Here is a 23,228-nt window from a genome sequence, read left to right as displayed (position 1 = left end):
GAGTCTGGTGACGGAGGGTGCCTGTTGCGTCGGTGGCTGCAGAGCAAAGGCAGGGCGAAGGGGCCACCGGGGCGCGCGGGATGATTGCGCTGCGTGATGCTCGGCGCAGTGTCCGGCGGGTGTGTCGGCCGGCCACTGGGCCGCGACGTGCAGCGCGACGGAGCGGGTTCGACGCGACTAGTAGAATTCCTAAGTCTGTCCGCCAATTAATGATCAAGGCAGGAAATGGCCACCACCAACGACCTCAAGAACGGCATGGTACTCAACCTCGACGGCGAGCTCTGGGCTGTCGTCGAGTTCCAGCACGTCAAGCCCGGTAAGGGCGGCGCGTTCGTGCGTACCACGCTGAAGAACGTGCTGTCCGGCAAGGTGGTCGACAAGACCTTCAACGCGGGCACCAAGGTCGACACCGCCACCGTCGACAAGCGCACCATGCAATACCTGTACGCCGACGGTGAGGACTACGTCTTCATGGATCTGGAGACGTACGACCAGATCACCGTGCCCGGCGGGACCGTCGGCGAGGCGGCCAACTATCTCCTCCCCGAGGCCGAGGCGACCGTCGCCACGCACGAGGGTGTGCCGCTCTACATCGAGCTGCCGACCTCCGTCGTGCTGGAGGTCACCTACACCGAGCCGGGTCTGCAGGGCGACCGGTCGACCGGCGGCAACAAGCCGGCCACCGTCGAGACCGGCGCGACGGTCCAGGTGCCGCTCTTCATCACCACCGGCGAGAAGATCAAGGTCGACACCCGCGACGGCCGTTACCTCGGCCGCTCCTGATGGCCGAGGGTGCCAAGCAGCAGATGCCGGCGCGCCGCAAGGCGCGCAAGCGGGCGCTGGACGTGCTTTTCGAGGCCGATCTGCGGGACCGGCCCCCGGTGGAGGTGCTGGCCGGCTACCTCGAGCGAATCGAGAAACCCCGGCCGGAGCACCTGGGCTACGCGGTGAGCCTGGTCGAGGGTGTCGCGGCGCACCTCGACCGGATCGACGAGCTGATCGCCAGCTACGCCGAGGGCTGGACGCTGGACCGGATGCCGGCGGTCGACCGTAACCTGGCCCGGGTCGCGGTCTACGAGCTGCTCTACGTCGACGAGATCGACGACGCGGTGGCGATCAGCGAGGCCGTCGAGCTGGCCCGGCAGATGTCGACCGACGACTCGCCCCGCTTCCTCAACGGCATCCTCGGCCGGATCGCCGAGTACGCCACCCGCTGAGCGGCGTCAGTCGCGTCACACCGACACCGGAAGGGCCCGTGCCGATGGCACGGGCCCTTCCGGTGCGACAGTGGTCAGTTCGCGAAGAACGCGCGCGGGTCGGCGACCAGCACACCGTGCTCGGTGAGCCGCTCGATCAGACCCGACGGCGAGGCGTCGTAGACGATCGCGAGGGCGCGCAGGTCGTCGGCGCGGATGGAGAGCACCCGCCCGTTGTAGTCGCCGCGCTGCTGCTGGATGGCGCGGGCGTACCGGGCGACGTAGGCGAGGTCCTCGGAGGCCTCGTCGTACAGCCGCTCCAGGTCCAGGACGATCTTGCTGGTGGGCTCGTGGCGCACCCCGCTGCCGTCGGGCAGCAGCTCCGAGACGGGAACACGGTAGAACTCGGCCAGTTCCGCCAGGCGGGACACGGTGACGGCGCGGTCGCCACGCTCGTACGAGCCGACCACCACGGCCTTCCACCGCCCGTTCGACTTCTCCTCCACACCCTGCAGGGACAGACCCTGCTGCTGGCGGATGGAGCGCAGGCGGGCGCCCAGCGACTTGGCGTATTCAGAGGGCATTCGGACACTCCCAGTGCTGCTCGGGGTTCACCCAGCTATCGCTACGGAGCGTGACGGTACGGGGATTGCGACACCTGGTCAAGTGCCCGTGACCTGACTGTTGGGGAGCGTGGGGAGGTTATCCGCTTTTTTGCCGCCCTGACCTGGGGATCAGTACCGGCGACGGCCGGCCTGGTGACCGCTGGTAACGTGGCGTGAAGCCCGGTCCGGGCCCCGCGTGGCCCGCCCGGAAGACCAGACGTCCTTTAACGACCCGTCCCGTGAGGCGGGGAAGGAGGTCCGCCGTGGCCTGCCCACCGGCTGCCCAGTCGTCGTCGCCGCGACAACCCTCGGTGAAGGTGATCCTCGCCGCACCGGATGTGTCGCGGGTGGTCGATCGCATTGCCCACCAGATCCTGGAGAAGACCCAGGGCGCCGCCGACACCGTCCTGCTCGGCATCCCCACCCGTGGGGTCCCGCTCGCCAGGCGCCTCGCGACCCGGATCAGCACCTTCGAGGACGTGACCGTCCCGGTCGGTGTGCTCGACATCACTCTTTACCGCGATGACCTGCGCCGGCAGGCCACCCGCGCGGTCGGCCCCACCGAGCTGCCCAGCGGCGGGATCGACGGCCGGCGGGTGATCCTGGTCGACGACGTGCTCTTCTCCGGCCGCACCGTGCGGGCCGCCCTGGACGCGCTCGGCGACGTCGGGCGCCCGGCCTCCGTGCAGCTCGCCGTCCTGGTCGACCGCGGTCACCGCCAGCTGCCGATCCGCGCCGACTACGTCGGCAAGAACATTCCGACCGCGCTGGCCGAGAACGTCAAGGTCACCCTCGCCGAGACCGACGGTTCCGACGAGGTCCGGCTGTATCCGGGAGTCGCCGCATGATCCGTCACCTGCTCTCCGGGGCCGACCTGGACGCCGCCACCGCGACCCAGATCCTGGACACCGCGGCCGAGATGGCCACCGTCGCCGGGCGGGAGGTCAAGAAGCTGCCCGCGCTGCGCGGCCGGACCGTGGTGAACCTGTTCTACGAGGATTCCACCCGGACCCGGATCTCGTTCGAGGCGGCCGCCAAGCGGCTCAGCGCCGACGTGATCAACTTTTCCGCGAAGGGCTCCAGCGTCGCCAAGGGCGAGAGCCTGAAGGACACCGCCCTCACCCTGCAGGCCATGGGGGCCGACGCGGTGGTCGTCCGGCATCCCGCCTCCGGCGCCCCGCACCGGCTGGCCAACTGGGTGGACGGGTCGGTGGTCAACGCCGGCGACGGCACCCACGAGCACCCCACCCAGGCGCTGCTCGACGCGTACACGATGCGCTCCCGGCTGGGCCGCCTCGCCGGCCTGCACGTGGCGATCGTCGGCGACGTGCTGCACTCCCGGGTGGCCCGCTCCAACGTGCTGCTGCTGTCCACCCTCGGCGCCAAGGTCACCCTGGTCGGCCCGCCGACCCTCATCCCGGTGGACATTCCCCAGGCGCTCGCGCCCGGCACCGACGTCTCCTACGACCTCGACGCCGTTCTACCCGGTGTGGACGTGGTGATGATGCTGCGGGTGCAGCGGGAGCGGATGAGCGACTCCTACTTCCCGTCGGCCCGCGAGTACGCCCGCCGCTACGGGCTGGACGGGCCGCGGCTGCGCCGGCTGCCCGAGCACGCGATCGTCATGCACCCCGGCCCGATGAACCGGGGCATGGAGATCACGCCCGAGGTCGCCGACTCGCCCCGCTCCACCATCGTCGAACAGGTCGCCAACGGGGTTTCCGTGCGGATGGCCGTGCTCTATCTGCTGCTCGGAGGGAACAACCGGTGACCGCGTACCTGATCAAGAACGTGAGCGTGGTCGGCGCCGCGCCGACCGACCTGCTGATCCGCGACGGTGTCGTGGCCGAGGCCGGTGTGGGGTTGACCGCGCCGGGCGCCACGGTGCTCGACGCGACCGGCCTGGTCGCCCTGCCCGGCCTGGTCGACCTGCACACTCACCTGCGCGAGCCCGGCCGGGAGGACGCCGAGACCGTCGAGTCCGGCTCCCGGGCGGCGGCGCTCGGCGGCTACACCGCCGTCTGCGCGATGGCCAACACCTCGCCGGTCGCCGACACCGCCGGCGTGGTGGAGCAGGTCTGGCGGCTCGGCCGGGAGGCCGGGCTGGTCGACGTGCAGCCGATCGGCGCGGTCACCGTCGGCCTGGCCGGCGAGCGCCTGGCCGAGCTGGGCGCGATGGCCGACTCGGCGGCCCGGGTGCGGATCTTCTCCGACGACGGGCACTGCGTCGCCGACCCGAAGCTGATGCGCCGGGCCCTGGAGTACGTGAAGGCGTTCGACGGCGTCATCGCCCAGCACGCCGAGGAGCCCCGGTTGACCGAGGGCGCCCAGATGCACGAGGGCGAGGTTTCCACCCGGCTCGGGCTGACCGGCTGGCCGGCGGTCGCCGAGGAGGCGATCATCGCCCGCGACGTGCTGCTGGCCGAGCACGTCGGCAGCCGGCTGCACATCTGCCACGTCTCCACCGCCGGCAGCGTGGCGGTGCTGCGGCACGCCAAGGCGCGCGGGGTGAAAGTGAGCGCCGAGGTGACCCCGCACCACCTGCTGCTCACCGACGAGAAGGCCGCCACCTACGACCCGGTCTACAAGGTCAACCCGCCGCTGCGCACCGCGGCCGACGTCACCGCGCTCCGGGCCGCCCTCGCCGAAGGCGTGATCGACATCATCGCCACCGATCACGCCCCGCACGCCGTCGAGGACAAGGAGTGCGAGTGGGCGTACGCCCGGCCGGGCATGCTCGGCCTGGAGACGGCGCTCTCCATCGCGCTGGACGTGCTCGGCCCGCAGTGGGATCTGATCGCCGAGCGGATGTCCCGCGCCCCGGCCCGGATCGCCGGGCTGGACGGGCACGGGGTCGACCCCGCCCCCGGCGTGCCGGCCAACCTGACCCTGGTCGACCCGGCCGCCCGCCGGGTCATCGAGCCGGCCGAACTGGCCAGTCGCAGTCGCAACACGCCGTACGCCCGCATGACGCTGCCGGGTCGCATCGTGGCGACCTTCCTGCGCGGCGAGCCGACGGTTCTCGACGGAAAGGCTGTCAAGTAATGGTGAAGCGCAGGCCCGCGATCCTCGTCCTCGAGGACGGGCGCACGTTCCACGGCGAGGCGTACGGCAGCGTCGGGGAAACCTTCGGCGAGGCGGTCTTCAACACCGGCATGACCGGCTACCAGGAGACCCTCACCGACCCGTCGTACCACCGGCAGGTGGTGGTGCAGACCGCGCCGCACATCGGCAACACCGGCGTCAACGGCGAGGACGACGAGTCGTCCCGGATCTGGGTCGCCGGGTACGTGGTGCGCGATCCGGCCCGGATCAGCTCCAACTGGCGGGCCACCGGCGGCCTGGAGGACCGGCTCGCCGCCGAGGGCGTGGTCGGCATCAGCGGGGTGGACACCCGGGCGCTCACCCGCCACCTGCGCGACCGGGGCGCGATGCGGGTCGGCATCTCCAGCGTCGACGACGACCCGCACGCCCTGCTCGACCGGGTACGCCGGTCGCCGCAGATGGTCGGCGCGTACCTCTCCACCGAGGTGACCACCGCCGAGCCGTACGTGGTGCCGGCGCAGGGCGAGCACCGGTTCACCGTGGCCGCGCTCGACCTGGGCATCAAGCGCAGTGTGGCCCGCCGGCTGGCCGCGCGGGGGGTGACCACCCACGTGCTGCCGGTCACCGCCACCATCGAGGACGTGCTGGCCACCGGCGCCGACGCGGTCTTCTTCTCGCCCGGCCCGGGCGACCCGGCCACCGCCGACGGCCCGGTCGCGCTGGCCCGGGAGGTGCTCACCCGGCGGATGCCGCTCTTCGGCATCTGCTTCGGCAGCCAGATCCTCGGCCGGGCGCTCGGCTTCGGCACCTACAAGCTCGACTACGGCCATCGTGGCATCAACCAGCCGGTGCTCGACCGGGCCACCGGCCGGGTGGAGGTGACCAGCCACAACCACGGCTTCGCCGTGCAGGTGCCGGGCGCGCAGGCCGGGGCGATCGTGCCCGACCAGGTGATCGACACCGAGTTCGGCGGCGTCCAGGTGTCGCACGTCTGCCTCAACGACAACGTGGTCGAGGGGCTGCGGGCCAAGGACGTGCCCGCCCTCGCCGTCCAGTACCACCCGGAGGCGGCGGCCGGCCCGCACGACGCGGACTACCTCTTCGACCGATTCGCCGAGCTGATCGAAGGCGGCAAAAATGCCTAAGCGCACCGACCTCAAGCACGTCCTGGTGATCGGCTCCGGGCCGATCGTGATCGGGCAGGCCTGCGAGTTCGACTACTCCGGCACCCAGGCCTGCCGGGTGCTGCGCAACGAGGGGATTCGGGTCAGCCTGGTCAACTCCAACCCGGCGACGATCATGACGGACCCCGAGTTCGCCGACGCCACGTACGTCGAGCCGATCACCCCGGAGTTCGTCGAGCTGGTGATCGCCAAGGAGCGCCCCGACGCGCTGCTGCCCACCCTGGGCGGGCAGACCGCGTTGAACACCGCGGTCGCCCTGCACGAGGCCGGCGTGCTGGAGAAGTACGGCGTCGAGCTGATCGGCGCCAACATCGACGCGATCCGGCGCGGCGAGGACCGGCAGCTGTTCAAGGACATCGTGGCCCAGGCCGGCGCTCGGATCGGCCTCGAGGACCCGACCGCGCTGGTGCCGCGCTCGCGGGTCTGCCACTCGATGGACGAGGTCCGCGCCACCGCCGGCGAGCTGGGCCTGCCGGTGGTGATCCGCCCCTCGTACACCATGGGTGGCCTCGGCTCCGGCATGGCGCACACCGAGGAGGACCTGGCGCGGATCGCCGGTGCCGGCCTGGCCGCCAGCCCCGTGCACGAGGTGCTCATCGAGGAGAGCGTGCTCGGCTGGAAGGAGTACGAGCTCGAACTCATGCGCGACCGCCACGACAACGTGGTGGTGGTCTGCTCGATCGAGAACGTCGACCCGATGGGCGTGCACACCGGCGACAGCGTCACCGTCGCCCCGGCCATGACCCTGACCGACCGCGAGTACCAGCGGCTGCGCGACCTCGGCATCGCGGTGCTGCGCGAGGTCGGGGTGGACACCGGGGGCTGCAACATCCAGTTCGCGGTGAACCCGGCCGACGGCCGGATCGTCGTGATCGAGATGAATCCCCGGGTGTCCCGCTCGTCGGCGCTGGCGTCGAAGGCCACCGGCTTCCCGATCGCCAAGATCGCCGCGAAGCTGGCCATCGGCTACACCCTCGAGGAGATCCCCAACGACATCACCCGCAAGACCCCGGCGGCGTTCGAGCCGACCCTGGACTACGTGGTGGTGAAGATTCCCCGGTTCGCGTTCGAGAAGTTCCCCGGCGCCGACCCGGAGCTGACCACCACGATGAAGTCGGTCGGCGAGGCGATGAGCCTCGGCCGCAACTTCACCGAGGCGCTCAACAAGGCGATGCGCTCGATGGAAACCAAGGCGGGTGGCTTCTGGAGCGTGCCGGATCCGCAGGGGGCGACCAGGGAGAACACCCTCGCCGCGCTGCGTATGCCGCACGACGGTCGGCTCTACACCGTCGAGCGGGCGCTGCGGCTCGGCGCCTCGATCGCCGAGGTCACCGCGGCGTCGGGCGGGATGGACCCCTGGTTCGTGGACCAGATCGCCGCGTTGGTCGAGCTGCGCGCCGAGATCGTCGACGCCCCGGTGCTCGACGCCGACCTGCTGCGCCGGGCCAAGCGGGCCGGCCTGTCCGACCGGCAACTCGCCGCGCTCCGCCCCGAGTTGGCCGCCGAGAACGGCGTCCGCACTCTGCGCCACCGGTTGGGCGTACGCCCGGTCTACAAGACGGTGGACACCTGCGCGGCCGAGTTCGAGGCGACGACGCCCTACCACTACTCGACGTACGACCAGGAGACCGAGGTGGTGCCCTCGGCGCAGCCCAAGGTGATCATCCTGGGCTCCGGGCCGAACCGGATCGGGCAGGGCATCGAGTTCGACTACTCCTGCGTGCACGCGGTCATGGCGCTGCGGGAGGTGGGCTACGAGACGGTGATGGTCAACTGCAACCCGGAGACCGTCTCCACCGACTACGACACCGCCGACCGGCTCTACTTCGAGCCGCTGACCTTCGAGGACGTGCTGGAGGTCTGGCACGCCGAGGACTCGTCCGGCCGGGCGGCCGGCGGCCCGGGCGTCGTCGGGGTGATCGTGCAGCTCGGCGGGCAGACCCCGCTCGGCCTGGCACAGCGGCTCAAGGACGCGGGCGTGCCGGTGGTCGGCACCTCGCCGGAGTCGATCCACCTGGCCGAGGAACGGGGCGCGTTCGGCGCGGTGCTGGCCCGGGCCGGGCTGCGCGCCCCGGCGCACGGCATGGCCACCTCGTTCGACGAGGCGAAGGCGATCGCCGACGAGATCGGCTACCCGGTGCTGGTCCGGCCGTCGTACGTGCTCGGCGGGCGGGGCATGGAGATCGTCTACGACGACGCGACCCTGCGCGAGTACATCAGCCGGGCCACCGACATCTCGCCCGACCGTCCGGTGCTGGTGGATCATTTCCTCGACGACGCCATCGAGATCGACGTGGACGCGCTCTGCGACGCCGACGGCGAGGTCTACCTCGGCGGCGTGATGGAGCACATCGAGGAGGCCGGCATCCACTCCGGCGACTCGTCCTGCGCGCTGCCGCCGATCACCCTGGCCGGCTCCCACCTGGCCCAGGTCCGCCGTTACACCGAGGAGATCGCCCACGGCGTCGGCGTGCGCGGCCTGCTCAACGTCCAGTACGCCCTCAAGGACGACGTGCTGTACGTGCTGGAGGCGAACCCGCGGGCGTCCCGGACGGTCCCGTTCGTCTCCAAGGCCACCGCGGTGTCGTTGGCCAAGGCGGCGGCCCGGATCGCGCTGGGTGCCACCATCGCCGAGCTGCGCGCCGAGGGAATGCTGCCGGCCGACGGGGACGGCGGCACCATGCCGGCCGATGCCCCGATCGCGGTCAAGGAGGCGGTGCTGCCGTTCAAGCGGTTCCGGACTCCGGCCGGTAAGGGCATCGACGTGCTGCTCGGCCCGGAGATGAAGTCCACCGGCGAGGTGATGGGCATCGACATCGGCTTCGGTCAGGCCTTCGCCAAGTCGCAGGCGGCGGCGTACGGGTCGCTGCCGACCGCCGGGAAGATCTTCGTCTCGGTGGCCAACCGGGACAAGCGCGCCATGATCTTCCCGATCAAGCGCCTGGCGGACCTCGGCTTCGAGATCGTGGCCACCAGCGGCACCGCCGAGGTGCTGCGCCGGCACGGCATCGCCTGCGAGCAGATCCGCAAGCACTACGAGACGGGCGCCGGCGAGGATGCGGTGTCGCTGATCCTCGGCGGCGACGTGGCGCTGGTGCTGAACACCCCGCAGGGCTCCGGGGCGAGCGCGCGCTCCGACGGCTACGAGATCCGCAGCGCCGCCGTCACGGCGGACATCCCCTGCATCACCACCGTGCCCGGCGCCGCCGCGGCGGTCATGGGCATCGAGGCGCGCATCCGGGGCGACCTCCACGTCCGCCCCCTCCAGGCCCTCCACGCCGCACTCCGGGCCGCCCAGTGACCGCCCGCACCACCGCGTTGATCATGAGGTTGGCGGCTGTCGACGAGATCGACATCGCCGTCAACCTCATGATCGACGGTTCCTGGGGGCGGGAGGAGGGGCGGTGATGTTTGAGCAGGTGGTTCGGCCCTGGCTCTTCCGCATTGGGGGTGGGGATGCGGAGGGGGCGCATGAGTGGACCCTCGAACGGCTCGCGGGGGTGTCCCGGTGGCCGGTTGCGCTGGCGGGGCTTCGGGCGCGATATTTTCGGGCCGCGCCGCGCACAGTGTTCGGGGTGGGCTTTCCGAACCCGGTCGGGCTCGCGGCCGGGATGGACAAGAACGGCGTCGCACTGCCGGCCTGGCCGGCGCTCGGCTTCGGCTTCGTCGAGGTGGGCACCGTCACCGCGCACGCTCAGCCGGGCAACCCTCGGCCCCGGCTGTTCCGGCTGCGCGACAGCGAGGCCGTGGTCAACCGGATGGGCTTCAACAACGCCGGCGCCGAGGCCCTCGCGGCCCGGCTGACGGCACTGCCGCGCCCGATCGGCGTACCGCTGGGCATCTCGCTCGGCAAGTCCAAGGTGACCCCGCTGGACGAGGCGGTCGAGGACTATCTGGCCTCCTACCGGGCGCTGAAGGAACACGGCGACTACTTCGCGGTCAACGTCTCCTCGCCGAACACCCCGGGCCTGCGTTCCCTGCAGGACCGGTCGCATCTGGACGCGTTGCTCGCCGCGCTGGTGGGGGAGAAGCCGGTGCTGGTGAAGATCGCCCCCGATCTCACCGAGCCGGCCATCGCCGAGTTGCTGGAGGTCTGCCTCGACCGTGGCGCGGCCGGGGTGATCGCCACCAACACCACCCTGGCCCGGGACGGGCTCGCCCCGGCCGACCGGGCGCGGGGTGCGGAGAGCGGCGGCCTGTCCGGCCGCCCGCTGACCGGGCGCGCCCGCGAGGTGGTCGCCTTCGTGCACCGGGAGACCAACGGCCGGCTGCCGGTGATCGGCGTCGGCGGCATCCTCGACCCGGACGACGCCACCCGGATGTTCGACGCCGGCGCGAGCCTGGTCCAGCTCTACACCGGCTTCATCTACCGCGGCCCCGCCCTACCCCGCGCCATCACCCGCACCCTCCCCCCACCCCGCTGACCCCCGCCCGCCTCCGCGATCTTGCACTTTGTACCCGGTCATACTTGCTGAAACGGGCGAAACGGGGGCCGAAACTGCAAGATCGCGGGGGGACGGGCGGGGCAGGAAGGAACCTGCGTGACGCCTGAGGAGATTCTGGCCGTTGACCGGCGGCATGTGTGGCATCCGTATGCGGCGGTGCCGCCGGGTAGTCCGCCCTATCCGGTGGAGAGCGCCTCGGGGGTACGGCTGCGGCTGGCCGACGGCCGGGAACTGGTCGACGGGATGTCGTCCTGGTGGGCGGCGATCCACGGCTACCGGCACCCGGTGCTGGACGCCGCCATCACCGACCAGCTCGGCCGGATGAGCCACGTGATGTTCGGCGGCCTCACCCACGAGCCCGCGGTACGCCTGGCGCGGGCCCTGGTCGAGCTGGCCCCGGATGGCCTGGAGCACGTCTTCCTGGCCGACTCCGGCTCGGTCAGCGTCGAGGTCGCGGTGAAGATGTGCCTGCAGTACCAGCGGGCCACCGGGCGGCCGGAGCGGCGCCGGCTGGGCACCTGGCGGGGTGGCTACCACGGTGACACCTTCCACCCGATGAGCGTCTGTGACCCGGAGGGCGGCATGCACCACCTCTGGGGGGACGTGCTGCCCCGGCAGGTCTTCGCGCCGGTGCCACCGGGTGGCTTCGACACCCCGCCCGATCCCGCGTACGAGGCGGCCCTGGTGGACGCGGTGGAGCGGCACGCCGACGAGCTGGCCGCGGTGATCGTCGAGCCGGTGGTGCAGGGTGCCGGCGGGATGCGCTTCCACCACCCGCACTACCTGCGGGTGCTGCGCGAGGTGACCCGGGCGCACGGCGTCCTGCTGATCTTCGACGAGATCGCCACCGGCTTCGGCCGGACCGGGACCATGTTCGCCGCCGAACACGCCGGGGTGGCCCCGGACGTGCTCTGCGTCGGCAAGGCGCTCACCGGCGGCTACCTCACCCTGGCCGCCGCGCTCTGCACGGCCGAGGTGGCCCGTGGCATCTCCGCCGACGGGGTGCTCGCGCACGGCCCCACCTTCATGGGCAACCCGCTCGCCTGCGCGGTCGCCAACGCCTCCCTGGGCCTGCTGGCGGCCGGGGACTGGGCCGGGCAGGTGGCGAGGATCTCCGACGGGCTGAGGGCCGGCCTGGAGCCGCTGCGCGGCACCCCCGGGGTGGCCGACGTCCGCGTGCTCGGCGCGATCGGCGTGGTTCAGCTCGACCACGAGGTGGACATTCCCCGGGCGACCGCCGCCGCGGTCGCGCAGGGCGTGTGGCTGCGTCCGTTCCGCGACCTCATCTACACCATGCCGCCCTACATCACCGACCCGGCAGACGTGGCGAGGATCGCCGCCGCCATCCAGGCAGCCACCAAGTCCGCCTAACCCACCCCACCCCCACCCCCACCCCCACCCCCACGCCTCGCTGATCATGGAGTTGTGGTCGGGCGCAAAAGCCGCTTATCGGGATGAAAAGGGCGCCAGAAGTCCATGATCGACGACGCGGGGGCGGGGCGGGCGGGGCGGGCGTGGCGGGCGGGGTGGGCGGGATGGTGACGAGATGGCCGCCGTACGGGCGGCAGGACGACGACGGGCGCGCCCGTCGACGCGGATCGCGGCGCGACGCCGCGCGAGGAGAGGGAGAAGAGTTGCGATGGAGAGTTTCGGAGCCCGCCTGCACCGGGCCGTGACTGAGCGGGGGCCGCTCTGCGTGGGCATTGACCCGCACCCCGGGTTGCTGGCCCGTTGGGGGCTCACTGACGACGTCGACGGCCTCGACCGGTTCAGCCGGACGGTGGTGGAGGCGCTCGGTGACCGGGTCGCGGTCGTCAAGCCCCAGTCGGCCTTTTTTGAGCGCTTCGGATCGCGGGGCATCGCGGTCCTTGAGTCAACTATCCGACAGTTGCGAAATGCCGGCACACTCGTGCTGCTTGATGTCAAGCGCGGCGACATCGGGTCGACGGTCGCCGCGTACGCCTCGGCGTATCTCGACCCATCCAGCACGCTCTATGTAGACGCGGTGACGGCGAGCCCGTACCTCGGGGTCGGCTCGCTGGCGCCGATGTTCGATCTGGCCGCCGCGCACGGTGGCGGGGTCTTCGTCCTGGCGCTCACCTCCAATCCGGAGGGGGCCGCCGTGCAGCGCGCCGCAGGGGCCGACGGGCGAACCGTCGCGCAGACCGTCATCGACGAGATTTCCCAGCTCAACCAGGGTGCCGATCCGCTCGGCAGTTTCGGTCTGGTGGTCGGCGCGACGGTCGGCGGCACCGGCCACGACCTCTCCGCGGTGAACGGTCCGCTCCTCGCGCCGGGGCTGGGCGCGCAGGGCGCCACGGCCGCGGACCTGCGCACCGTGTTCGGCTCCAGCCTGCCCGCGGTGCTGCCGTCGTACTCCCGGGAGGTGCTGCTGGCCGGGCCCGACCCGACCGCTCTGCGGGCCGCCGCCGAGCGGGCACTGGCCGACTGTCGGACCGTCCTGGCCGCGGCGACTGACTGACGGCTCGGTCACTTTACGATGATCTTCGCGCGCCCACGTTGCCGAAAACTCCGTTGAACGCTAGTTTTCCCCGCGCTGGGAACCACGGACCCCTTTGGTTGCCAGCGACACCACGTTTCACAGAAGCGGCGGTGCGTACCGTCCGCCGCGTTTAGGGACCTGAGGAGAACTGGTGCCGCTCCCGTCATTGACCCCCGAGCAGCGCGCTGCCGCGCTGGAGAAGGCCGCGGAGATCCGCAAGGCCCGTGCCAGGCTGAAGGAGGACCTCAAGCAGGGCAAGACCAGCCTCGCCACCGTCCTTGAGCGGGCCGAGTCCGACGATGTCGTCGGCAAGCTGAAGGTGTCGGCCGTGCTGCAGGCGATGCCGGGCATCGGCAAGATCCGGGCCACCCAGATCATGGAGAAGCTCAAGATCGCCGACAGCCGTCGCCTGCGTGGCCTGGGCGAGCAGCAGCGCAAGGCTCTGCTTGGAGAGTTCGCCGCCAACTGAACGCCGCACCGTGTAGAAACAAGCGGTGAGCACGGATGACGAGGCGCGCCCGGCGGCTCGGCTCACTGTCCTGGCCGGACCTTCGGGTGCCGGCCGGCGCAGTGTCGTCGAGCAGGTCCGGGCGCGTTTTCCGTTGGTGTGGGTGCCGGTCGCCGCCACCACCCGAGCACCCCGCGCCGGCGAGGTCGACGGCGTCGACCGGATCTTCCTCGACCCCGCCGAGTTCGATCGGATGATCGGCGCCGACGAGCTGCTGGAGTGGTGCCGGATCGGGCCGTACCGGCGTGGTGTGCCGCGGGCGGGTGTCCGGGCCCGGCTCGCCGAGGGCCGGCCGGTGCTGCTCCCGCTGGACCTGCCCGGCGCGCTCGCGGTCCGGTCCGCGGTGCCGGACGCGGAGCTGGTCCTGCTCGCTCCGCCGTCGTACCGGCCGGATCCGGCCGTCGCGGCCGTCTTCGCGTACGCCGTGGTGCACGACCGCACCGAGCGCGCGGCGGAGCAACTGGTAGGCTTGCTCGGTTCTTGCTTCCTGGCTCCGGCCCAACCGCGTTTCAACGGTTGAGAGAGCACCGCTTCGCGGCGGTGCACGAGACGCAGAGGTTATTTCGTGGGATCCATCGCCACCAACCCCGAGGGCATCACCAATCCGCCGATCGACGAGCTCCTCGAGAAGACGACCTCGAAGTACGCTCTGGTGATCTTCGCCGCCAAGCGCGCGCGCCAGGTCAACGCCTACTACAGCCAGCTCGGTGAGGGTCTGCTGGAGTACGTTGGTCCGCTCGTCGAGACCACTCCGCAGGAGAAGCCGCTCTCCATCGCCATGCGCGAGATCAACGCGGGTCTGCTCACCGCCGAGCCGACCGACCAGCCGTAGCCTCGTCCGCGTCGATGTCCGCCGAGATCGTCCTTGGGGTCGGCGGTGGCATCGCCGCCTACAAGGCGTGTGAGCTGCTCCGACTCTTCACGGAGTCGGGCCACCGGGTCCGGGTCGTGCCGACCGCGTCGGCGCTCCGCTTCGTCGGAGCGCCGACCTGGGCCGCGCTGTCCGGGCAGCCGGTCGCCGACGACGTGTGGTCGGACGTGCACGAGGTGCCGCACGTCCGCCTCGGCCAGCACGCCGACCTGGTCGTCGTGGCCCCCGCAACCGCGGACCTGCTCGCCAAGGCCGCCCACGGCCTCGCCGACGACCTGCTCACCAACACCCTGCTGACCGCCCGCTGTCCGGTCGTGCTCGCCCCGGCTATGCATACCGAGATGTGGGAGCACCCGGCCACCGTCGCCAACGTGGCGACCCTGCGGTCCCGGGGCGCGCTGGTGATCGAGCCGGCCGTCGGGCGGCTCACCGGCAAGGACACCGGCAAGGGGCGGCTGCCCGACCCGGCGGAGATCTTCGCGGTCGCCCGCCGGGCCCTGGCCCGGGGCGTCGCCGCCCCGGCCGATCTGGCCGGGCGCCACCTGGTGATCACCGCCGGCGGCACTCGTGAGCCGCTCGACCCGGTGCGCTTCCTGGGCAACCGCTCGTCCGGCAAGCAGGGGTACGCGTTCGCCCGCGCGGCCGTCGCCCGGGGTGCCCGGGTCACCCTGGTATCGGCCAACGTCGCGCTCGCCGACCCGGCCGGCGTCGACCTGGTGCGGGTGGGCACCACCGAGGAACTGCGCAAGGCGACCCTGGACGCGGCCGCGGCGGCGGACGCCGTGGTGATGGCCGCCGCCCCCGCCGATTTCCGCCCGGCCACGTACGCGTCGGGTAAGATCAAGAAGGCGGAGGACGGCAGCGCGCCCACCATCGAGCTGGTCACCAATCCGGACATCGCCGCCGAGTTGGGGCAGCGTCGCCGGCCCGGGCAGGTGCTGGTGGTCTTCGCCGCCGAGACCGGAGACGCCGAGGCCAACGGCCGGGCCAAGCTCGCCCGCAAGCGGGCCGACCTTGTCGTCATCAACGAGGTGGGCGTGGACAAGGTCTTCGGAGCCGAGACCAACGCCGCCACCGTGATCGGGGCGGACGGTTCGGTGCACCGGCTGCCCGAGCAGCCCAAGGAGGACCTGGCCGACGCCGTCTGGGACCTCGTGGTCGCTCGACTGAGTGAGCAATCCTGATGGTTGGCACCTTCCGTTCCCGGGGTCACGCTGGGAGCGCGGTGACTAAACTGCCGCCGAGCGACCTTTCCACCCAGTTTTCACACGCTTAGGAGTGCCGTGACACGTCTTTTCACGTCCGAATCGGTCACGGAAGGCCACCCGGACAAGATCGCCGACCAGATCAGTGACGGCATCCTCGACGCGCTGCTCGCCCAGGACCCGCACAGCCGCGTCGCGGTCGAGACCCTGATCACCACCGGCCAGGTGCACGTCGCCGGTGAGGTCACCACCAAGGCTTACGCCGACATCCCGACCATCGTCCGGGACACCATCCTGGGCATCGGGTACGACTCGTCGAAGAAGGGCTTCGACGGCGCGTCCTGCGGCGTCAGCGTCTCCATCGGGTCCCAGTCGCCCGACATCGCCCAGGGCGTGGACAACGCCTTCGAGCTGCGTACCGGCTCGTCGGAGAGCGCGCTGGACGCCCAGGGCGCCGGCGACCAGGGCATGATGTTCGGCTTCGCCTGCTCCGAGACGCCCGAGCTGATGCCGCTGCCGATCGCGCTCGCCCACCGGCTGGCCCGTCGCCTTGCCGCGGCGCGCAAGGACGGCACCGTCCCCTACCTGCGGCCGGACGGCAAGACCCAGGTGACCATCGAGTACGACGGGCTGCGCCCGGTCCGGCTCGACACCGTCGTGGTCTCCAGCCAGCACGCCGCGGACATCTCGCTCGAATCGCTGCTCACCCCGGACATCCGCGACCACGTGATCGCCCCCGAGCTGGAGAGCCTCGGCCTGGACGTCGACGGCTACCGGCTGCTGGTCAACCCGACCGGACGGTTCGAGATCGGCGGGCCGATGGGCGACGCCGGCCTCACTGGGCGGAAGATCATTGTCGACACCTACGGCGGGTACGCCCGGCACGGCGGCGGCGCGTTCTCCGGCAAGGACCCGTCGAAGGTGGACCGTTCCGCCGCGTACGCGATGCGCTGGGTGGCCAAGAACGTGGTCGCCGCCGGCCTGGCCGAGCGGTGCGAGGCGCAGGTCGCGTACGCGATCGGCAAGGCGCACCCGGTCAGCCTCTTCATCGAGACCTTCGGCACCGAGACCGTGCCGGTCGCCTCGATCGAGAAGGCCGTCGCCGAGGTGTTCGATCTGCGCCCGGCGGCGATCATCCGGGACCTCAACCTGCTCCGCCCGATCTATCAGCAGACCGCCGCGTACGGCCACTTCGGCCGCGATCTGCCGGACCTGACCTGGGAGAGCACCGACCGGGCCGCCGACCTCAAGTCGGCTGCGGGAGCCTGACCGGCACCAGGCGGGGCGACCGGCGACCCGCTGACGGGTCGCCGGTCGCTCGCGTCTGCGTGGATCTGCCCCTGGCCCACCTCGACCGCCCGTTCGACTACCTGGTCCCCGCCGAGTTGGACGCCCAGGCGTTGCCCGGGGTGCGGGTGAAGATCCGCTTCGCCGGCCAGCTCGTCGACGGCTGGCTGCTGGAGCGCGTCGATGAGTCTGGCCACCCCCGGCTGGCGTACCTGGAGAAGGTCGTCTCGTCGGTGCCGGCGCTGGCGCCCGAGGTGGCCCGGCTGGCCCGAGCGGTCGCCGACCGGTACGCCGGCAGCCTCGCCGACGTGCTCCGGCTGGCCGTCCCGCCCCGGCACGCCCGGGTGGAGAAGGAGCCGACGGCCACCGCCGAACCGGCCACCGCCAGCCCGGCCGCACCGCCCGCCGCCGTCGACCCGCGCGGGTGGCGGGACTACCCGTTCGGGCCGGCCCTGCTGCGCGCGCTCACCGACGGGCGGGCGCCCCGCGCGGTCTGGTCGGCCCTACCCGGTGAGGACTGGGCCGCCCGGTACGCCGACGCGGTGGCCGCCACGGTGGCCGGCGGCCGAGGCGCGCTTGTCGTGGTGGCCGACGCTCGCGACCTGGACCGCCTCGACGCCGCCCTGACCGACGTCCTCGGGCCGGGCCGGCACGTCTGCCTCTCTGCCGCGCTCGGCCCCGCCCGGCGCTACCGGGCCTTCCTCGCCGCCCGGCGCGGGGAGGTGCCCGTGGTGATCGGCACCCGGGCCGCGATGTTCGCGCCGGTCGACCGGCTCGGCCTCGTGGCGATCTGGGACGACGGCGACGACCTGCACGCCGAACCTCGGGCGCCCTATCCGCACGCCCGGGAGGTGCTGCTCACCCGGGCCCGGCTCGGCGAGACGGCGGCCCTGGTCGGCGGGTACGCCCGCACCGCCGAGGCGCAATTGCTGGTGGAGACCCGCTGGGCCCAGGAGGTGGTCGCCGACCGGGCGACCGTACGGGCCCGGGTGCCGGCGATCGCGCCGACCGGGGACGACCCGCAGTTGGCCCGCGACCCCGGCGCCGCCTCCGCCCGGCTGCCCAGCCTGGCCTGGACCACGGCCCGGGACGCGCTTCGCGCCGATCTGCCGGTGCTGGTGCAGGTGCCCCGGCGTGGTTACCTGCCCTCGACCGCCTGCGCTGACTGCCGGGCACCGGCCCGCTGTCCGCACTGCGCCGGGCCCCTCGCCCTGCCTGCCGGCGACGGGATGCCGACCTGCCGCTGGTGCGGCCGGGTCGCCGCCGCGTACGCCTGTCCGGATTGCGGCGGGCGGCGGCTGCGCGCCGCGGTCACCGGCGCCCGACGGACCGCCGAGGAGCTGGGCCGGGCCTTTCCCGGTGTGCCGGTCCGTACCTCCGGCCGCGAGGAGATGCTGACCGCGGTCCCGGGCGGCGCCGGCCTGGTGGTCGCCACCCCGGGTGCCGAGCCGGCCGCCGACGGCGGCTACGGGGCGGTGCTGCTGCTCGACTCGTGGGCCCTGCTCACCCGGGCCGACCTGCGGGCCGGGGAGGAGGCGCTGCGTCGCTGGCTGGCCGCCGCCGCGCTGGCCCGGCCCGGCGCGGCGGGCGGCCGGGTGGTGGTGGTCGCCGACGGCAGCCTCGCGCCGGTGCAGGCGTTGCTGCGCTGGGACGCCGCCTGGTTCGCCGCCAGGGAACTGGCCGAACGGCGCGAGCTGGGTTTCCCGCCGGCGGTCCGGATGGCCAGCGTGAGCGGCCTGCCGGACGCGGTGGCCGAGCTGCTCACCGGGGCCCGGCTGCCCGAGGGCGCCGAGGTGCTCGGTCCGGTCCCCGCCGACGAGGGGCGGGAGCGGATGTTGGTCCGGGTCCCCCGGGCCCGGGCCGCCGCTCTTGCCGAGGCGCTGCACACCGCCGCCGGGCTGCGTAGCGCCCGCAAGGCCGCCGACCCGGTCCGGCTCCAGGTCGACCCGCTCAGCCTCTTCTGACCGCCCCGCCCGCGGGTGGCGTACGCCACCGCGGGCCCTTCGGGCCCGCTCCGGGAGGGCCATGCCGCACACCTCGTCCGGCAAATGGGTAGAGACTGCGTGATAGCATCGCCCGTCATGCCCGAGGGCTCACGGACGATGCGACGCAGGTGGGCGCACGTCTGAGTCGACGCCACATCGCGATGTCATAACAGTCGGTATCAGGGATGGACCAGTGTCGTGACCGTTCGTCAATCGATCGTCTTCAACGGTGACCTCGGCAGCGGCAAGAGCACCGTCTCCGTGGAGATCGCCAAGCGGCTGGGCCTGCGCCGGGTCAGCGTCGGCGACCTCTATCGGCAGATGGCCCAGGAGCGGCAGATGACCGCTCTGCAGCTCAACCTGCACGCCGAATTGGACCAGGCCGTCGACGGATACGTCGACCAGCTCCAGCGGGACATCGCGGCCTCCGGCGAGCGGCTGGTCATGGACTCCCGGCTGGCCTGGCACTTCTTCACCGACGCGCTCAAGGTGCACATGATCACCGAGCCGGCCGAGGCGGCCCGGCGGGTGCTGGCCCGCCCGTCCGGCCCGGCCGAGAGCTACGCCTCTCTCGAGGAGGCGAAGGCCAAGCTCAAGGAGCGCAGCGAGAGTGAACGCGGCCGGTTCATCGTCCGGTACGGCGTGGACAAGGCCCGGCTGCGCAACTACGACCTGATCTGCGACACCACCCGGGCCACGCCGGAGCAGGTGATCCAGCACGTCATCGACGTCTACGAGGGGCGCCTCGGCGCGGACGTGCTGGGCGAGGGCTCGCCGCTGCTGCTGCTCGACCCGGCCCGGGTCTACCCGACCGAGGAGATCGCCGCCCTCCGTGGCCTCTGGGACTCCGAGCTCGTGGGCGCCGTGACCGAGGCCGGCGACGCGGCCCTGGCCCCACTGACCATCGGCTACACCGGCGAGTACTTCTTCGCGGTCGACGGGCACCGGCGGCTCAGCGCCGCCCTGCAGAGCGGCTTGCCGCTGGTTCCCGCCCGGCTCGTCGGCGAGGTGGACGAGCCGGTGGTCGGCGGGATGAGCGCTGTCGACTACTTCGCCGCCCAGGCCCGCCCCAGCCTGATCCACGACTGGGAGGCCGCGCACGGCATCCAGCTCCCGCTGCCCGAGCACGCCCTGCTCGGCGGCGACGCGGTGCTCGCCGGGGAGCCGGGCGCCAGCGCCTGAGCCAGGCGCTTCGGCCGGGCGACGTGTCGTCGGGCACGGATCGTGGTACGCCGGCCGGGGCGTCCGGGGCGACTCCGTAGACTGGTACGACACCGCCCGTTCCAGACAAGGAGCCGCCCCGCGTGACCGTCCAGCCCATCCGTCTGTTCGGGGACCCGGTGCTGCGTACGCCGGCCGACCCGGTGGTCGACTTCGACGCCGAGCTGCGCAGGCTGATCACCGACCTGACCGACACCATGCGTGAGCAGGGCGGCGCCGGCCTGGCCGCGCCGCAGCTCGGGGTGGGCCTGCGGGTGTTCACCTTCGATGTGGACGACGTCGTCGGGCACCTGGTCAACCCGGTGCTGGAGTTCCCCGACGAGGAGGAGCAGGACGGCCCCGAGGGGTGCCTGTCCATCCCCGGGCTCTACTTCGACACCAAGCGCCGGCAGAACGTCATCGCCAAGGGGTTCAACGGCTACGGCGACCCGATGCAGATCGTCGGCACCGGGCTGATGGCCCGGTGCGTGCAGCACGAGACCGATCACCTCGACGGGGTGCTCTTCGTCGATCGGCTGGATTCGGCCGGCCGGAAGGCGGCCATGAAGGCGATCCGCCAGGCCGAGTGGTACGACCCGGCCACCCCGCCGACGGTCAAGCTCAGCCCGCACGCCGCGAGCAACCCGTTCGGCCTGGGACGGTGACCGGGTGCGTCTGATCTTCGCCGGCACGCCGGCCGTCGCCGTTCCCGCCCTGGACGCCATCGCCGCGTCCGGTCACGAGTTGCTGGCCGTGGTCACCCGTCCCGACGCCCCGGCCGGCCGGGGGCGGGGCCTGGTCCGCTCGGCGGTCGGTGCGTGGGCCGACGCGAACGGCGTCGAGGTGCTCACCCCGGCGCGGCCCCGCGAGCCCGAGTTCCTGGACCGGCTCCGCGAGTTGGCCCCGGACTGCGTGCCGGTGGTCGCGTACGGCGCGCTGGTGCCGCCGGTGGCACTGGAGATCCCCCGGCACGGCTGGATCAACCTGCACTTCTCGCTGCTGCCCGCCTGGCGCGGCGCCGCCCCCGTGCAGCAGGCCGTGCTGCACGGCGACGAGCTGACCGGGGCGAGCGTCTTCCAGCTGGAGGAGGGGCTGGACACCGGCCCGGTGTACGGCACGGTCACCGACGAGATCCGCGCCACCGACACCTCCGGCGACCTGCTGGAGCGGCTCGCCCGGTCGGGCGCGGGCCTGCTGGTGGCCGTCCTCGACGCGCTGGAAGCCGGCACCGCCCGGGCCGAGCCACAACCCGCCGACGGGGTGTCCCTGGCACCCAAGCTGACCGTCGAGGACGCCCGGGTGCGCTGGAGCGAACCGGCGTTCGCGGTCGACCGGCGGATCCGCGCCTGCACCCCGGCCCCCGGCCCGTGGACCACGTTCCGCGGCGACCGGGTGAAGCTCGGACCGGTCACCCCGGTGGCGGACGGCCCCGAGCTGAAGCCCGGCGAGCTGCTGGTCGAGAAGTCCCGGGTGCTCGCGGGCACCGCCACGGTCCCGGTGCGCCTCGGCGAGGTGCGGGCGGCCGGCAAGAAGGCCATGTCGGCGAGTGACTGGGCGCGTGGCGCCCGGGTCGTGGCCGGCGAGGTGCTCGCGTGACCGCCGACCGGTCCGGCTTCGACCGGCGTGGCCCTCGCCGCGACTTCGACCGGGGGCGCGGCCCTCGCCCCGACGCAGACCGGCGCGGCCGTGGCCCCGGCCGGCCCGCCCTCGACCTGCCCCGGCACGTCGCGTACCAGGCGATCGCAGCGGTGCACCGGGACGACGCGTACGCCAACCTGGTGCTGCCGGCGATGCTGCGCGACGAGGGGCTGACCGGGCGGGACGCCGCGTTCGCCACCGAACTGACCTACGGCGCGCTGCGCCACACCGGCACCCTCGACGCGATCATCACCGACGCCGCCGGCCGGGACGTGCAGCGGATCGACCCGCCGGTGCGGGACGCGCTGCGGCTCGGGGCGTACCAGCTGCTGCACACCCGGGTGCCGGCACACGCGGCGGTTTCCTCCACCGTGGACCTGGTCCGGACCGTCGCCCCCGGGGCCACCGGCTTCGCCAACGCGGTGCTGCGTGAGGTGGCCGGCCGCGACGTCGACGGCTGGGTGGCGAAGCTCGCCCCGTCGGCCGAGACCGACCCGATCGGCCACCTGGCCCTGGCGTACAGCCATCCGCAGTGGATCGTCCGGGCGTTCGCCGAGGCGCTCGGCGGCGATCTGGGCGAGACGGCGCGGCTGCTGATCGAAAACAATGAGCGCCCGCCGGTGCACCTGTGCGCCCGCCCGGGCCTGGCCGATCCGGCGGAGCTGGCCGACGAGGTCGGCGGCGCACCCGGCGCCTTCTCGCCGTACGCGGTTTATCTGTCCGGCGGCGCGCCGGGGGAGCTGTCAGCGGTGGCGCAGGGACGCGCCCACGTCCAGGACGAGGGTTCCCAGCTGGTGGCGCACGCGCTCGCGACCGCGCCGCTGGACGGCCCGGACGGCCGCTGGCTGGACCTGTGCGCCGGTCCGGGCGGCAAGGCGGGCCTGCTGGGTGCGCTCGCCGCGCAGCGCGGTGCCCGGCTCACCGCGGTCGAGGTCGCCGAGCATCGGGCCCGGCTGGTCGCCAACGCCACCCGGGGCCTGCCGGTGGCCGTGCTGAACACCGACGGGCGCACCGTCGGCGCCGACCCGAAGCTGCCGGAGGAGCACTTCGACCGGGTGCTGGTCGACGCCCCGTGCACCGGGCTCGGCTCGCTGCGCCGCCGGCCGGAGTCCCGCTGGCGCCGCCAGCCGTCCGACCTGCCGCCGCTGACCCGGCTGCAGCGGGAACTGCTCACCGCGGCGCTGCGCGCGGTCCGACCGGGCGGGCTGGTCGCCTACGTCACCTGCTCGCCGCACATCGTGGAGACGCACGTGACGGTGACCGAGGCGTCCCGCCGCTGCGGCTTCCCGGTCGACTTCGTCGACGCCCGGCCGGTGCTGCCCGCCGGGATGCCCGGCCTCGAGGACGGGCCGACGGTGCAGTTGTGGCCGCAGCGGCATGGCACCGACGCGATGTTCCTGGCGCTGCTGCGTCGGGGCTGAGCAGCCACGCCTGGCACCGCCTCGATCAGGCCCACCGGCGCCGCGCTGCCCTGATCCCTGCCTACCCGCCTCCCCGGGCCTCCGCGGCCCGGGGAGGCGGGTCTCTTCCGCAGGCTACGAACTTGATGACGTGGA

The 23,228-nt window shown here is 72.7% G+C and carries 21 protein-coding genes; 20 read left to right on the top strand and 1 reads right to left on the bottom strand.

The genetic code is table 11. The annotated features are described in order from the left end of the window. Positions 1-225 precede the first annotated feature (225 nt). Together efp and nusB are read left to right on the top strand one after the other, a co-directional pair. Entirely contained in the window at positions 226-783 is a 558-nt protein-coding gene (gene efp, locus ABZ671_RS12485; RefSeq protein WP_357855641.1) for an elongation factor P, read from the top strand. Between the two features lie 23 nt (positions 784-806). Continuing rightward, the gene (gene nusB, locus ABZ671_RS12480; protein ID WP_357855771.1) at positions 807-1,217 is read left to right on the top strand and encodes a transcription antitermination factor NusB; all 411 of its coding nucleotides are present in this window, start codon (positions 807-809) and stop codon (positions 1,215-1,217) included. A 74-nt stretch (positions 1,218-1,291) separates the two neighbouring features. Here the strand turns inward: nusB and ABZ671_RS12475 are convergent, their stop codons facing one another. Then, on the bottom strand, positions 1,292-1,780 hold the full coding sequence (locus ABZ671_RS12475; RefSeq protein WP_357549717.1) for a transcriptional regulator: 489 nt from the start codon (positions 1,778-1,780) through the stop codon (positions 1,292-1,294). Between the two features lie 284 nt (positions 1,781-2,064). Here ABZ671_RS12475 and pyrR point away from each other — a divergent pair, with 284 nt between their 5' ends. From pyrR to ABZ671_RS12385, 18 genes are all read left to right on the top strand, one after another. Next, positions 2,065-2,649: a bifunctional pyr operon transcriptional regulator/uracil phosphoribosyltransferase PyrR gene (gene pyrR, locus ABZ671_RS12470; RefSeq protein WP_357855638.1), complete on the top strand. Its 585-nt coding sequence runs from the start codon at positions 2,065-2,067 to the stop codon at positions 2,647-2,649. After that, entirely contained in the window at positions 2,646-3,572 is a 927-nt protein-coding gene (locus ABZ671_RS12465) for an aspartate carbamoyltransferase catalytic subunit (RefSeq protein ID WP_357855635.1), read from the top strand. The genes pyrR and ABZ671_RS12465 overlap by 4 nt, the downstream gene beginning before the upstream one ends. Continuing rightward, positions 3,569-4,846 carry a dihydroorotase gene (locus ABZ671_RS12460; protein ID WP_357855632.1) on the top strand — a complete coding sequence of 426 codons (1,278 nt, stop codon included), beginning with the start codon at positions 3,569-3,571 and terminating at the stop codon, positions 4,844-4,846. Before ABZ671_RS12465 ends, ABZ671_RS12460 begins: the two co-directional genes overlap by 4 nt. A gap of 2 nt (positions 4,847-4,848) precedes the next feature. Continuing rightward, positions 4,849-5,991, top strand: a complete 1,143-nt coding sequence (carA, locus tag ABZ671_RS12455) for a glutamine-hydrolyzing carbamoyl-phosphate synthase small subunit (protein ID WP_357855768.1) — start codon at positions 4,849-4,851, stop codon at positions 5,989-5,991. Then, positions 5,984-9,331: a carbamoyl-phosphate synthase large subunit gene (gene carB / locus ABZ671_RS12450; RefSeq protein ID WP_357855629.1), complete on the top strand. Its 3,348-nt coding sequence runs from the start codon at positions 5,984-5,986 to the stop codon at positions 9,329-9,331. Before carA ends, carB begins: the two co-directional genes overlap by 8 nt. 103 nt (positions 9,332-9,434) lie before the next feature. After that, the gene (locus ABZ671_RS12445) at positions 9,435-10,454 is read left to right on the top strand and encodes a quinone-dependent dihydroorotate dehydrogenase (RefSeq protein ID WP_357855626.1); all 1,020 of its coding nucleotides are present in this window, start codon (positions 9,435-9,437) and stop codon (positions 10,452-10,454) included. 117 nt (positions 10,455-10,571) lie between these two features. Continuing rightward, positions 10,572-11,846 carry an adenosylmethionine--8-amino-7-oxononanoate transaminase gene (locus ABZ671_RS12440; protein WP_357855623.1) on the top strand — a complete coding sequence of 425 codons (1,275 nt, stop codon included), beginning with the start codon at positions 10,572-10,574 and terminating at the stop codon, positions 11,844-11,846. Positions 11,847-12,114: 268 nt separating this feature from the next. Then, positions 12,115-12,957 carry an orotidine-5'-phosphate decarboxylase gene (gene pyrF / locus ABZ671_RS12435; protein WP_357855620.1) on the top strand — a complete coding sequence of 281 codons (843 nt, stop codon included), beginning with the start codon at positions 12,115-12,117 and terminating at the stop codon, positions 12,955-12,957. 172 nt (positions 12,958-13,129) lie between these two features. Next, positions 13,130-13,447 (top strand): integration host factor, actinobacterial type, encoded by a 318-nt coding sequence (gene mihF / locus ABZ671_RS12430; protein ID WP_357855617.1) that lies wholly within the window; start codon positions 13,130-13,132, stop codon positions 13,445-13,447. Positions 13,448-13,472: 25 nt separating this feature from the next. Continuing rightward, entirely contained in the window at positions 13,473-14,006 is a 534-nt protein-coding gene (locus ABZ671_RS12425; protein WP_357855614.1) for a guanylate kinase, read from the top strand. Between the two features lie 45 nt (positions 14,007-14,051). Further along, a complete protein-coding gene (gene rpoZ, locus ABZ671_RS12420) occupies positions 14,052-14,318 on the top strand; it encodes a DNA-directed RNA polymerase subunit omega (protein WP_013285517.1) in 267 nt (88 codons plus the stop codon). A 14-nt stretch (positions 14,319-14,332) separates the two neighbouring features. After that, positions 14,333-15,541, top strand: coding sequence for a bifunctional phosphopantothenoylcysteine decarboxylase/phosphopantothenate--cysteine ligase CoaBC (gene coaBC / locus ABZ671_RS12415; RefSeq protein ID WP_357855611.1), 1,209 nt, complete (start codon positions 14,333-14,335; stop codon positions 15,539-15,541). Between the two features lie 99 nt (positions 15,542-15,640). Next, on the top strand, positions 15,641-16,831 hold the full coding sequence (gene metK / locus ABZ671_RS12410; RefSeq protein WP_357855608.1) for a methionine adenosyltransferase: 1,191 nt from the start codon (positions 15,641-15,643) through the stop codon (positions 16,829-16,831). A gap of 59 nt (positions 16,832-16,890) precedes the next feature. Continuing rightward, the gene (locus ABZ671_RS12405) at positions 16,891-18,813 is read left to right on the top strand and encodes a primosomal protein N' (protein WP_357855605.1); all 1,923 of its coding nucleotides are present in this window, start codon (positions 16,891-16,893) and stop codon (positions 18,811-18,813) included. Positions 18,814-19,032: 219 nt separating this feature from the next. Beyond that, complete coding sequence (locus ABZ671_RS12400; protein ID WP_357855602.1) at positions 19,033-20,016, top strand: AAA family ATPase; 984 nt, start codon at positions 19,033-19,035, stop codon at positions 20,014-20,016. Between the two features lie 122 nt (positions 20,017-20,138). Then, the gene (gene def / locus ABZ671_RS12395) at positions 20,139-20,699 is read left to right on the top strand and encodes a peptide deformylase (protein ID WP_357855600.1); all 561 of its coding nucleotides are present in this window, start codon (positions 20,139-20,141) and stop codon (positions 20,697-20,699) included. A gap of 4 nt (positions 20,700-20,703) precedes the next feature. Then, a complete protein-coding gene (fmt, locus tag ABZ671_RS12390; protein ID WP_357855597.1) occupies positions 20,704-21,630 on the top strand; it encodes a methionyl-tRNA formyltransferase in 927 nt (308 codons plus the stop codon). Continuing rightward, complete coding sequence (locus ABZ671_RS12385; protein WP_357855594.1) at positions 21,627-23,093, top strand: transcription antitermination factor NusB; 1,467 nt, start codon at positions 21,627-21,629, stop codon at positions 23,091-23,093. Before fmt ends, ABZ671_RS12385 begins: the two co-directional genes overlap by 4 nt. Positions 23,094-23,228: the final 135 nt, after the last annotated feature.

Source organism: Micromonospora sp. NPDC006766, assembly GCF_040636055.1.
Taxonomy (GTDB): domain Bacteria; phylum Actinomycetota; class Actinomycetes; order Mycobacteriales; family Micromonosporaceae; genus Micromonospora.
The sequence above is the reverse complement of the archived record's forward strand: the minus strand, read 5'-3'. Positions and strand labels throughout refer to the sequence as shown.